The 13,109-nt window shown below is 73.2% G+C and carries 7 protein-coding genes; 5 read left to right on the top strand and 2 right to left on the bottom strand.

The features are described from left to right. Positions 1-533 precede the first annotated feature (533 nt). Together GA0115242_RS27400 and GA0115242_RS27395 are read left to right on the top strand one after the other, a co-directional pair. Positions 534-1,439 (top strand): S1 family peptidase, encoded by a 906-nt coding sequence (locus tag GA0115242_RS27400; protein ID WP_093833062.1) that lies wholly within the window; start codon positions 534-536, stop codon positions 1,437-1,439. Positions 1,440-1,872: 433 nt separating this feature from the next. After that, positions 1,873-2,955: a S1 family peptidase gene (locus tag GA0115242_RS27395; RefSeq protein ID WP_093833060.1), complete on the top strand. Its 1,083-nt coding sequence runs from the start codon at positions 1,873-1,875 to the stop codon at positions 2,953-2,955. A 94-nt stretch (positions 2,956-3,049) separates the two neighbouring features. On the opposite strand, the gene GA0115242_RS27390 is transcribed toward GA0115242_RS27395, so the two are convergent. After that, a complete protein-coding gene (locus GA0115242_RS27390) occupies positions 3,050-4,096 on the bottom strand; it encodes a DUF3533 domain-containing protein (protein WP_093833058.1) in 1,047 nt (348 codons plus the stop codon). A 482-nt stretch (positions 4,097-4,578) separates the two neighbouring features. Here GA0115242_RS27390 and GA0115242_RS27385 point away from each other — a divergent pair, with 482 nt between their 5' ends. Next, a complete protein-coding gene (locus GA0115242_RS27385) occupies positions 4,579-8,034 on the top strand; it encodes a DNA polymerase III subunit alpha (RefSeq protein ID WP_093833056.1) in 3,456 nt (1,151 codons plus the stop codon). Then, on the top strand, positions 8,031-9,011 hold the full coding sequence (locus GA0115242_RS27380; protein ID WP_093833054.1) for a DNA polymerase Y family protein: 981 nt from the start codon (positions 8,031-8,033) through the stop codon (positions 9,009-9,011). The genes GA0115242_RS27385 and GA0115242_RS27380 overlap by 4 nt, the downstream gene beginning before the upstream one ends. Before the next feature lie 290 nt (positions 9,012-9,301). Here the strand turns inward: GA0115242_RS27380 and GA0115242_RS27375 are convergent, their stop codons facing one another. Next, entirely contained in the window at positions 9,302-11,956 is a 2,655-nt protein-coding gene (locus tag GA0115242_RS27375; protein ID WP_093833053.1) for an alpha-L-rhamnosidase-related protein, read from the bottom strand. Positions 11,957-12,246: 290 nt separating this feature from the next. Between GA0115242_RS27375 and GA0115242_RS27370 the strand changes: the two genes are divergently transcribed. Beyond that, positions 12,247-13,107, top strand: coding sequence for an esterase/lipase family protein (locus GA0115242_RS27370; protein WP_093833051.1), 861 nt, complete (start codon positions 12,247-12,249; stop codon positions 13,105-13,107). Positions 13,108-13,109: the final 2 nt, after the last annotated feature.

Genomic DNA, 13,109 nt, shown 5'->3' with positions numbered 1-13,109 from the left:
TGGCCTGGGCGTGCGGCCGGGGCGGGCGCTCGCCCGATGGCGTCCGCGCCCCTCGTCGACGTCACCAGCGGGAACGACAGCAACCGCTTGCCCTCCCCGTGATCGGCCGCGCCCGGTGCCGAGGGGTGCGGGGCCGTCCTCCCTCCCCGGACCCCGCCGCTCCAGTGCGCCGTCGCGGGACCGGCGCGGTCGCCCGGCCCCGCACGCGGCCGTCACCACGGGCGGGCCCGATCCGGCACGGGGGCTCAACCACCGCCGGGAGAACGGGAGTCGGGCACCGCGGGACGCGGCCCTCGGGCGGACGCGGCCCCCTCATCGGCGCCCGCGCGATGTCTAAAGATTCCCCCATGGTTGGTTCAAAGGTTGACGGCCGAAAGGCGCCCTTGCGCCTGTCGGCGCTGCGGCCGAATACTCCCCCTCAGCGCTTGTCAGGGGCACGGCATGTTCGGAATCCGGATGGCCCCGCACCTGGCTGCGCCTCACGGGCCCAAACCCCACGAGGGCCCCCGACTTCCCCTGTGGAGGAACGACAAGTGAGGATCAAGCGCACCACCCCCACCAGCGGCATCACGAGACGGACCCGGCTGATCGCCCTCTCCACCGGACTCGTCGCCGCGGTCGCCATCGCGCTCCCCAACGCCAGCGCGTCGGCCGCCACCCCGTTCAGCGCCACCCAGCTCAAGAGCGCGAGCGACTCGGTGCTCAAGGCCGACATCCCCGGCACCGCCTGGGCCGTCGACAGCAAGACCAACCGGGTCGTCGTCACCGCCGACAGCACGGTCTCCGAGGCCGAGATCGCGAAGATCAAGGAGCAGGCGGCGGGCAACTCCGGCGCGCTCACGATCAAGCGGACCGCGGGCAAGTTCAACAAGCTGATCGCCGGCGGCGACGCCATCTATGCGAGTAGCTGGCGCTGCTCCCTGGGCTTCAACGTCCAGGACAACAGCGGGAACTACTACTTCCTGACCGCCGGTCACTGCACCGACGGCGCGGGCACCTGGTGGTCGAACTCGGGTCACACCACCACGCTCGGCACCACCGCCGGCTCCAGCTTCCCGACCAACGACTACGGGATCGTGCGCTACACGAACTCGTCGGTCGCCAAGGCGGGCACCGTGGGCAGCGTCGACATCACGAGCGCCGGCACGCCCTCCGTGGGCACCACGGTCTACCGTCGCGGCTCCACCACCGGCATCCACAGCGGCCGGGTCACCGCGCTCAACGCGACGGTCAACTACGGCGGTGGCGACATCGTGTACGGCATGATCCAGACCACGGTCTGCGCCGAGCCCGGCGACTCCGGCGGCTCCCTCTACTCCAACAGCGGGATCGCGTACGGTCTGACGTCCGGCGGCAGCGGCGACTGCACCTCCGGCGGCACGACGTTCTTCCAGCCGGTGACCGAGGCGCTCAGCGCCTACGGGGTGCACGTGTTCTGATCCGCCTCTGATCCGCCTGGTCGGCATCGGACGGCATCGGACGGCATCCGGCATCGCAGAGCAAGGGGCGAGCCCCCGCACGCGTAAGTCGTGCGGGGGCTCGTTCGTGTCCGAGTGCCGTGATCGGCACCGGAGTTGGCCTTCGGAGGCGGGGAAGCAGCGGCTACTACCTGCCAAAGCGTCGATTTCAAGCCATGCCTGATCCTTACCCTCTGCCGATAGTTACTCGCTCGTAGTGTTTGCAATGCGAACTTTCCTGCTCCGACTGCGAACGGGCGGCGGCGCGGGCGTGCGCTCCGTGACCGTACGCGCGTCCTGAAGTCGACCTTGTGTGCTCCCTGCGGATCTCGGAATAGTGGCGCACGTCAACCAGCCTTCCGGCCCGTGAGGTCCCCACTACCTCCCGGGTCGACCCCCCACAGGAGGACGCGAGTTGAAGCACCGACGCATACCCAGGCGGAAGACGGCGATGGTCGGCGCGGGTGTTGCCGCACTGGTCGTCGCGGGAGTCTCCTTCCAGACTGCGAACGCCAGTGAGCCCGCGAAGGACTCCGCACCGCGCACCCTGTCGGCCGCGACGGCCGGAAAGCTCGCCTCGACCCTCGGTCAGGACCTGGGCACCAGCGCGGCGGGCACGTACTACGACGCGAAGGCCAAGAGCCTCGTCGTGAACGTCCTCGACGCGACCGCGGCCAAGAAGGTCGAGGCGGCGGGCGCGCAGGCCAGAATCGTCGAGAACTCCCTCGCCGACCTCAAGGTCGCCCGCACCACGCTCAAGCGCGACGCGACCATCCCGGGCACCTCCTGGGTGACCGACCCGACCACCAACAAGGTCGTCGTCACCGCGGACCGCACGGTCTCCAAGGCCGAGTGGGCGAAGCTCACCAAGGTCGTGGACGGCCTCGGGCAGGCCGCCGAGGTCAAGCGCACGAAGGGGGAGTACAAGCCCCTCATCGCGGGCGGCGACGCGATCACCGGCTCCGGCGGGCGCTGCTCGCTCGGCTTCAACGTGGTCAAGGGCGGCGAGCCGTACTTCATCACGGCGGGCCACTGCACCGAGTCGATCTCGACCTGGTCGGACTCCAGCGGCGCCGAGATCGGCACCAACGAGCAGTCCAGCTTCCCCGACAACGACTTCGGTCTGGTCAAGTACACGTCGGACGTGGACCACCCGAGCGAGGTGAACCTCTACAACGGTTCCACGCAGGCCATCACGCACGCCGCGGAGGCCACCGTCGGCGAGCAGGTGACCCGCAGCGGTTCCACCACCCAGGTCCACGACGGGACGGTCACCGGCCTCGACGCCACCGTGAACTACGGCAACGGCGACATCGTCAACGGTCTCATCCAGACCGACGTCTGCGCCGAGCCCGGCGACAGCGGCGGCTCGCTGTTCGACGGCGACGCGGCGATCGGCCTCACCTCCGGCGGCAGCGGCGACTGCAGCTCCGGCGGTGAAACGTTCTTCCAGCCGGTCACCGAGGCGCTCTCGACCTTCGGTGCCGAGATCGGCTGACCCACCCCCGAGGCCGGGCCCCACACCGGCCGTCCACGAAGTCCCGCCCCGCTCGCGAGGGGCGGGACTTCCGTGTGTCCGGACGCCGGTCCGCTCACCGGCGGAGCGGGTGAACTCCCGCTGTCACGGCCGGTGTCCGCCGTCCGCGCAGGGTCGCGGCCAGCAGGGTGATCACGGTCCCGGCGACGGCCCACGCCGACAGCACCAGCAAGGGGGCGGTCATCGCCGCGCCCCGGAAGTAGGCGATCGAGCGGGCCGACCAGGTGCCCGCGCCCGGCGGGAGTGCCGGGCCGATCGCCTTCCAGAACGGGGGCAGCATCGGCAGCGGGAAGGCGCCGCCCGCGCTCGGGTTGCCCGCGATCACCACGAGCAGGATCGCCAGTCCGATGCCGACGATGCCGAAGATCCCCTGGAGGGCGAGGGTGGCGGCGCCGACGGCGAAGGTGGTGAGCGTGCCCAGGCCCCAGAGGCCGAACAGGCTGCCGGGCAGGGCGCCCAGGACCGGACCGACGATCACCGCGCCGCCGAGCCCGCCGACGACCGACACCAGCGCCATGGCGGCCAGCCGGATCGCGGCCCGGCGCGGGTTGGCCGGCCGGGCCCCGGTGCTGATCGCGAGGATCGACGCGCACAGGTAGCCGCCCACGCACCAGCCGATGACGAGGTAGAAGGACGACAGTCCGTTGAAGTCCCCGCCGGAGACCGGGGCCAGGTCCTCGGTGCGCAGGGACCGCCGCTCGGCCCGCTCCACCGCGGTGAGCTGCTTCTCCAGGGTGGTGGCGAGGGCGGCGCCGCCCCCGCCCGCGACCAGGAGCGTGTCGGTGCTCCGGTCCGGGTGGACGATCAGGGCGCCGTCGAGGTCCCGGTCCAGGATCTTCTTCCGGGCGGTCGCCTCGTCGGCCACGGTGCGCGGGGCGAGCGGTGAACCGGGCAGCTGTTCGAGGTGGGCCACCGTCTGCTGGGCCGCCGCCTGCCGGGGCGCCACCACCCCGAAGGGCACGTCCTTCGGCTTCGGGTCGTGCAGGGCGCCCACGTAGGAGGCGATGAACAGAAGCTGGAGCGCGATCACGCCGACGACCAGCAGGGTCGCCCGGGGAGTGACGGCGTCCTTCACCTCGCCGAGGAAGGAGGTCTGTGTCATCCCCTCACGCTCCGGGACACCGGCCGCCGACGCAGGCGGGGTCGGCCGAACGGGGGTACCCCTCGGCCGGGTCGTGTACCTGCGGCCGGACGGCGGTAGCCCTGGCCGGGTCGTGTACCTGCGGCCGGACGGCGGTAGCCCTGGCCGGGCCGTGTGCCTGCGGCCGGACGCCGGTGACTGCTCCGGCCGAACGACGCCGCCTGCCGCCGACCGCCCCCGAACGGCGGGGTGCGGTGCCGCCGGGGATGTGGCGCACAGGGCCGGATCCGCCGGGCGTGGGCCGCCGCGCCCGGGAGCGGGGGAGGGCGGACAGGTGGATTCGGCCACCCCTCACCCCCTCCCTGAATCGCTGATGTGTTCGAATCGATGCCGTACCCAGTCGCTTACCGGGGAGGATGGGGCTAGGGTAATCGAACGAGCGTACGATGAGCATATGGGGCGTATGGCCGAAAAAGGGGGTGCGAGAGCGAAGGAGGTGCGGCATGGCGGGCTTCGCCCATCTGCACGTGGCGTCCGGCTACTCCGTCCGCTACGGCGCCTCCCACCCCGAGCACCTGGTCCGCAGGGCCGCCGAACGCGGCCTGGACACCCTCGCGCTCACCGACCGGGACACGGTCACCGGGATCGTCCGGTTCGCGCGGGCGTGCGCCGGATCGGGGGTGCGCCCGGTCTTCGGCGTCGACCTCGCCGTGGAAGCCCTCGCGCCCCCGCCGCCCGCCCCGCGCCCCCGCACCCCGGCGCGCGGCGGCGCCCATGTCGTCGAGCCGCCGCTGCGCTTCACTCTGCTCGCCCGGGACCGGGCCGGATGGGCGCGGCTGTGCCGCATCACCTCGGCCGCCCACGTCGGCGCGCTCTCCGGCACCGCCCCCGTGGTGGGCTGGGAGGCGCTGCGCGCACACGGCGGTCCCGGGTTGACGGTGCTGCTCGGCCCGCTCTCCGAACCCGCGCGGGCGCTCGCGGCGGGCCGGGAGGACGTCGCCGTGCGGCTGCTGGCGCCGTGGCGGGAGGTCTTCGGGCCCGGGGTCCGGCTGGAGATCGTCGCGCAGAAACGTTCCGGCACCGGGCCGGGGTCGCTCCGGCTCGCCGCCCGCACCCTCGCCCTGGCCGACCGCACCGGCACCACCGCCGTGCTCTCCAACGCCGTCCGCTACGCCGACCCGGACCAGCACCGTCTCGCCGACGTCCTCGACGCCGCCCGGCTGCTGCGCCCGATCGACCGGCGCCGCCTGGACAGCGGACAGCGCTGGCTCAAAGGCGCGCGGGAGATGGCCGCCGTCGCCCGGACGGTCGCCGAGTGCGCCGGAGCCGACCCGCGACGGGCCGAACGGCTGATGGCGGACACCGCCGCCACGGCCGCCGAGTGCGCCGTCGACCCCCGGGCCGACCTCGGCCTCGGCGTCCACCACTTCCCCGAACCGGCGCTGTTCGGCGCCGCGCCCGGCCCGCGCGGCGCCGCCCGGCTGCTGCGCGGGCAGAGCGAGGAGGGCCTGGCCAGGCGCGGCCTCGACCGCGACAGCACCGCCCGGCAGCGGCTGGAGCGGGAACTCGACGTGATCTCCGCGCTCGGCTACGACTCCTACTTCCTCGCCGTCAGCCAGGTGGTGGCCGACATCCGGGCCAAGGGCATCCGGGTCGCCGCCCGCGGCTCGGGCGCCGGATCGCTGGTCTGCCACGCGCTGGGCATCGCCACCGCCGACCCGCTGGAGCACCGGCTGCTGTTCGAACGGTTCCTGAGCGTGCGCCGGGGCTCGCTGCCCGACATCGACATCGACGTGGAGTCCGCCCGCCGCCTGGAGTGCTACGACGTGATCTTCGAACGGTTCGGCAAGGAGCGGGTCGCGGTCACCGCGATGCCCGAGACCTACCGGGCCCGCCGCGCCCTGCGCGACACCGGCCTCGCCCTCGGGATCGCGCCCGCCGACGTCGACCGCATCGCCAAGAGCTTCCCGCACCTGCGCGCCTCCGACATCACGAGCGCCCTCACCGAACTGCCCGAACTGCGCCGACTCGCCGCCGAGGCACCCCGGTTCGGGCCGCTGTGGGAACTCGCCGAGGGCCTCGACTCGCTCGTCCACGGCATGGCGATGCACCCCTGCGGCGTCGTCATCAGCGACGCCACCCTGCTGGACCGGCTGCCCGTCCAGCCCACCCCGCAGGGCGACTACCCGATGGCGATGGCGGCGAAGGAGGAGATCGAGGCGCTCGGCAACATCAAACTCGACGTGCTGGGCGTGCGGATGCAGTCCGCGATGGCGCACGCCGTCGCCGAGATCGAACGCGTCACCGGCGACCGCGTCGACCTCGACGACCCCCGGCAGGTGCCGCTGGACGACGTCTTCGCGTTCAAGCTCATCCAGGAGAGCCAGACCCTCGGCCTGTTCCAACTGGAGTCGCCCGGCCAGCAGGACCTGCTGTCCCGGCTCCAGCCGCGCGACCAGCAGGACGTCATCGCCGACATCAGCCTCTTCCGCCCGGGGCCGGTCCGCGGCGGCATGCCCGAGCGGTACATCGCCGCCCGGCACGGCGGCACCCCGCACTACGCCCACCCGGACCTGGAACCGGTGCTCGCCGACACCTACGGCGTGACCATCTGGCACGAGCAGATCATCGAGACGCTGCACGTGATGACCGGCTGCGACCTGGCGCTGGCCGAGATCGCCCGGCGCGCGCTCGGCGACAAGGAGCGGCTGCCGCGGATCAGGGACTGGTTCCACCGGCAGGCGCGGGCCCGCGGGTACCACGCGGCCGTCCGGGACGAGGTCTGGGGGACCGTCGAGGCGTTCGGCGCGTACGGCTTCTGCCGCGCCCACGCCGTCGCCTTCGCCGTCCCCGCCCTGCAGAGCGCCTGGCTCAAGGCGCACCACCCGGCGTTCCTGCTCGCCGGGCTGCTCGAACACGACCCCGGGATGTGGCCCAAGCGGGTCCTGGTCTCCGACGCCCGCAGGCGCGGGGTGCCGATCCTGCCGGTCGACGTCAACCACTCCGAGGCGTACCACGCCGTGCAGCGGACCGGCGACGGCGAGCCGTGGGGCGTGCGGCTCGCGCTCTCCGCCGTGCACGGCATCGGCGAGGAGGAGTGCGCGCGGATCGCGGCGGGGAAACCGTACGGGTCGCTGTCGGACTTCTGGCAGCGGGGCCGCCCCAGCCGTCCCGTCGCCGAGCGGCTCGCCGGGATCGGCGCCCTGGACCGTCTGCACGACGGCCGCCTCACCCGGCGTGATCTCCTGCTCCAGATCGCCGAGTTGCACCGCCAGTCCCGCACCAGGACCGCGGGCGCGGGCCAACTCCCCTTCGACACGGGCGCGGTCGGCGGGGCCGAGCCCAGCGGGCTGCCCGAGATGACCGGACGCGAGGCGCTGGGCGCGGAGTTGGGCACCCTCGGCATCGACGTCTCCCGGCATCTGATGGAGCATCACCACCGGTTGCTGCGCGAGATCGGCGCGACCGACGCGGCGCACCTGGCCGGGCTGCGGGCCGGTCGGCAGGTGCTGGTCGCCGGGGTGCGGGCCTCCACCCAGACCCCGCCGATCGCCAGCGGCAAGCGGATCATCTTCGTCACCCTGGAGGACGGCTCCGGCCTGGTCGACCTGGCGTTCTTCGAGGACTCCCACCCGGCCTGCGCGTACACCGTCTTCCACAGCGGGCTGCTGCTGGTGCGCGGCACGGTCCAGGTCCGCGGCACCCGCCGCACCGTCGTCGGCACCATGGTCTGGGACCTGGACGAGATCGCCGCCGCCCGGCGCGACCAGGGGCCCGAGGCCGCCCTCGCCCTCCTCGGCGAGAGCCGCCCGCACCCGACCCCGGCCCAGCCGCGGCGCACCCTGGCCGACGGCACCGCGGGCGCCCGCCTCCATCCGTACGCCGATCTCCAGCCCGCCGGGAGCAGGTCGGCCGATCTGAAGAAGTTCGGTCACACCAGTCCGGGGAGCGCGGGATGAGCACACGGCAGCGGCACATCGCCCACCTCCACCTGCACGCCCCGCCCGGCGAGGAGCAGTACGCCGATATAATCGAACTGATGTCCGGTATCACGCCTCATGTGCAGGCTGTGCCGCCGGACGCCGTCCAGCTCGACCTGACCTCCGCCCTCCGCTACTTCGGGCTCTCCCCGTACGACGTGGTGCAGTTGGCGAAGATGAGGCTGAAGGCCCTCTACGGCGTCGACAGCAGCGCCGGGCTCGCGGGCAACCGGATGCTCGCCGCCATGGCCGCCGACGCGTCCGCGCCGGGGGAGACCACCTGGGTCCGGGACGGACAGGCCGCCGACTGGCTGCACCCCCGTCCGGTCACCGCGCTGCCCGGCGTCGGACGGGTCACGGCCGACACCCTCGACCGGTACGGGCTGCGCACCATCGGCCAACTCACCGACCTGCCCGCCGGAACCCTGCAACGGCTCCTCGGCGCGGGCTCGGCCCGGCTGCTGGCCGAACGCGCCCGCGGTCACGACCCGCGGCCGGTCACTCCGTCCGAACCGGCGGCCCACCTGGTCGCCGACCTCGCGCTCGACCGGGACTGCCTCGACCCCGACCGGCACCACCGGGCCGTCCTCGGCCTGGCCGACCGGATCGGCCGGCGCCTGCGCGAGGACGGACGGATCGCGAGCAGGATCACCCTCACCGTGCGGTACGCCGACCGCAGTTCCACCACCCGCACCTGCGCGCTCCCGGAGGCGACCGCGCACTCGCCCGACCTCGCGGCCGCCGCGCTGGGGCTGTTGGCCGGTCTCGGTCTGCAACGGGCCCGGGTACGGGCCTTCGTGGTCCGCGCCGACGGTCTGCTGCCCGCCGGACTCGCCCACCGCCAGCTCTCCCTCGACCCCGGCGCCGACCGGGCCCGCGCGGTGGAGTCCGCGGCGGACCGGGCCAGGCGCCGGTTCGGCCCCCGTGCGGTCCACCCGGCGGCACTGGCGGACTGACGGTCCGCACCGGGTACCGGCGGTTCTCCCGCACGCCGACGTCCTTCCCGGGCGCGGACGGTCCTCACCGGGCGCCGACGGCCTTCCCGCACGCCGACGGCCCTTTCCGCCCGCCGCGATTCCGGGCGCCGACGTGTCCGCACGCCGATGTATCCGGGCGCCGACGCTCCTCCCCGGACGGCGTGGTGCGCGCGGGGCGCCCGGGGAAGAGGCCGTCCGGCCAGGCGAACCGGCCGTCCCGCCAACCGAGTTGCCGCGGCGGCCGTCCGGCAGGCGCGCTCCCGCTGCCGTCAGTGACCGGTCGTCGCCGTGAAGCGGTGGCTTCCCGGGCCCAGCTCCGCGACGGTGACCCGGCCTCCGGCGACGCGCACGTCCCGGTCCCGCGCGCGACGGCCGTCCCAGAGCAGGCGTCCGCCGCCGCGCACGGTCAGGCGGGCGCTGTCGCCCGGCAGCGCCAGGGTGCCCCGGGTGCCCGAGGGCACGTGCACCGTGACCGTGAAGGAGGCCGCGGTCCGCTGCCACTCCACCCGCAACGGGCCGTGCGGTGTCGGGAGTTGGCCCTGCGCCCAGGCGACGCTCCCGGGGTGCGGCCTGACCTCCCAGGTGGCGTAGCCCGGTGACGTCGGCCGGGCGCCCAGGAGTTGGTGGGTCAGCGCCGGGAGCACGCCGGTCGACCAGCCGTGCGCCATGCTGGTGTAGGCGTCCTCGTAGAGCGAGCCGTCCGGACCGATGCCCTCCCAGTGGGTGATGCCGGGGTCGTGCCGGTCCATCCACCCGTAGGTGCGGCGGATCTGGTCGAGCGCCGAGTCGGCCCGCCCGGTCTCGAACCGGGCCACGATCTCCGGGTACGAGGTGAAGGCGTACACCCGTTGCGAGGCGCCGCCGAAGAGCGTGTCGTTGTCCATGAAGGCGTTGCCGTACGGACGCTGGGTGGTCGCGTCGAGATGGGCGAGCGCCGACGCGGCCCGCCCGGCGTCCGCCACCCCCGAGGTGACGGCGATGGCGTTGCCGTCCTGCGCGTGCCGCACGGGGCCCGTCCCGGAGTCCAGGTAGGCCCCGGCGGACGCGTCCCACAGCAGGGAGTTGACCGCGTCCGCGACCAGGGCCGCCCGCTCCGTCCAGCGCTCCGCGTCGTCCCGGCGCCCCAGCCAGCGGGCCAGCGACGCCGCGTCGTGGAGCGCCTGCACGTAGTTCGCGTTGTAGTAGGTGATCCTGCCGGTGCGGCCGAGGAAGGCGTAATCCCCGTACCCGCCCGTGCCGTTGAGGCCCTTGCTGAGCAGACCCGCGCCGTCCGTGACGCTCGGGTACCAGACGTCCAGCACCTTCAGCAGGTTCGGGTAGTGGCGCTCGGCGTAACCGCGGTCCCCGGTGTACAGGACGTAGTCCCAGCTGCACGTCACCCACCACAACGGGTAGTCGAACAGGGGGAGGGTGTAGCCGTTGATGGAGGCCGGGGGTATCCAGCCGTCGGCGCGCTGGTGCGCGGCCAGGTCGGCCAGCACGTTGCGGGCCGCGTCCGCCGCCTCGTCGTGGGTGAGGTAGAGGGTGCGGGCGGAGACCGCCAGGTCGCCGACGTAGGGGTCGCGGTCGCGCTTGGGCCCGTCGTGCAGGACGCGCAGCCCTTCGAGGGACGCGCTCCAGGCGTTCCGCGGGTCGACGTCGTCCTGCCGGAAGGTGTCGGTGACCAGCTCGTTGGTGTACGAGGCGCCGTACCAGTAGCGGTTGAGGTCGTCGTCCGAGCAGAGGAACCAGCCGCGGTAGGTGGCCGGGGTGCCCAGGTAGGCGGTGAACTCCAGGGCCACGGAGTCGATCTCGACCGTTCCCCAGGGTTCGGCCGCCGGCGCGTCCGAGGCCAGCGCGTCCAGGGTGATCCTGAGATAGCGGAAGCCGTGCAGGCCGTCCGCGTACACCTGGGTGCCGTGCTGGTGGCCCTTGCGGTCGGTCCAGTCGGCGCCACCGGCCGGGACGGCGAACTGGTCGGTGCCCTGTGCCGGTGTCCCCGACTGGTCGGAGCGGGTGAAGTCGGAGCGTTCGGTGAGGTGTTGCAGGGTCTCGGAGAACGCGAGCCGCACACCGGGGGAGTTGTCGGAGGCGGAGGTGAACCTGACCCGCGGGTGTCCGACGACCACCTTGCCGAAGTCCAGGGTGACGCTGGGCTTTTCGACCGGCTCGACGGCCTCGGGCCACACCTCGTTGATCCGGGTGAAGGCCCCGCGCGGGGTGTCCTGCACCGCCGTCACCGTGATGCGGACCCGGGTGGTGGACACCGGCGCGCCGAACGGGACGGCACGCTGGATGACATCGTTGTCGGCGACCGTCGCCGCGGTGCTCCAGCCGCCGTCCCGCCAGACGTCGACCGTGAAGTCGGTCGGCACGCCGTCGCTGTTGGAGACGACGGTGATCCCGGACAGCTCCCGGGCGGCGGGCAGCGTGACGGTGAGCGTGTCGGGGAACTCGCCCTGCGTGTCGTCGTTCCAGAAGGTGTCCGGGTCGCCGTCGATGGCGTTGCCCGCGTCGTAGGTGCGCGGTGTGCCGTCGTTGCCGTTGTTGCCCGGGTGCGCCGACGACGCCTCGGCCACCGTGCCCTCGGGCCAGCGCGGGGCCGCGTCCGGCCGGGGTCTGCGCAGCACGGTCCTGGCGCCACCGGGCTTCAACAGCGCCTCGGGGCGCCGTACTTCGCCGGTGCTGCCGAGCACCCGGACGGGCCGCACGGTGCGGGAGCCGGGGGCCTGGACGTAGCGCTGCCAGCCGGTGCCGAGGCGCGGGGCGGGCGCCGGGTGATCCGCCCCGGGGGCGCCCGCTCCGGTGCCGGACGCCCCCGGGGTCGCGGTGGCCGGGGGGACTCCGAGCGCGGAGAGGGCCGCCGCACCGGCCCCGGCGGCCACGACCGTACGTCTGCGGGGACCGGGGCGCGCGCCGGTACCGGGGGTGCTGGGCAACGTCATGACGCCTCTCATTCCTCAGCGATCGACTGACTGAAACGATTCAAACGCGTCGGGCGAGGTGACGTTATCCCAGGACGTGCCGCGCGTACAGGGATCGCGCGGGGGTTCGCCGGTGGGGTCGGAGGGCTCTCCTGGGCGGGATGTGCGGGCGGCGCCGGAAGTTTTTACTGACGCGTAACTTCACAGTTGTACTACTCGCCCGTAACTTGGCGAGTGAAAAGCATCCTCGTGATCCGGATCACAGGGCGTCAGGCTGTCCCCCCTCCCTTGAGCCGCAAGGAGATCACTCGATGCTGCCCTGGAAGCGCGTGCTCAGACCCCTGGCCGCGGTCGTTCTCGCCGCCGTGGTGTCCGTCGTCCCCGCCACCGCCGCCCACGCCGCGTCCGCGCCGAGCACCGGCTGGAACGACTACTCCTGCAAACCCTCCGCAGCCCATCCCCGTCCTGTGGTACTGGTCCACGGCACGTTCGCCAACTCCGTCGACAACTGGCTCGGCCTCGCGCCCTATCTGGAGGACCGCGGCTACTGCGTCTTCTCCCTCGACTACGGCCAACTGCCCGGCGTCCCGCTCATCCACGGCCTGGGACCCGTCGACGCGTCGGCCGCCCAGCTCTCCACCTTCGTCGACAAGGTGCTCGCCGCCACCGGCGCCGCCAAGGCCGACCTCGTCGGCCACTCGCAGGGCGGCATGATGCCCCGCTACTACCTGAAGTTCCTCGGCGGGGCCGCCAAGGTCAACGCCCTCGTCGGCATCGCCCCCAGCAACCACGGCACCGACCTGGACGGCCTCACCAACCTGCTGCCGTACTTCCCCGGCGCCGCCGACCTGCTCTCCGCCAAGACCCCGGCCCTCGCCGACCAGATCGTCGGCTCCCCGCTGCTCACCAAGCTGAACGCGGGCGGCGACACCGTGCCCGGCGTCCACTACACCGTCATCGCCTCCCGGTACGACGAGGTGGTCACGCCCTACCGGAGCCAGTTCCTCAGCGGGTCCGACGTGCGCAACGTCCTGCTCCAGAACCTGTGCGCCGCCGACTTCGCCGAGCACGTCCTGATCGGCCTCACCGACCGGATCGCCTTCCACGAGGTCGCCAACTCCCTCGACCCCGCCCACGCCACCCCCACCACCTGCGCCTCGGCGCTCAGTTGACG

It is taken from the genome of Streptomyces sp. SolWspMP-5a-2, from assembly GCF_900091845.1.
Taxonomy (GTDB): domain Bacteria; phylum Actinomycetota; class Actinomycetes; order Streptomycetales; family Streptomycetaceae; genus Streptomyces; species Streptomyces doudnae.
Note: the sequence above shows the minus strand (reverse complement) of the source record. Positions and strands in the feature narration are given on the sequence as shown.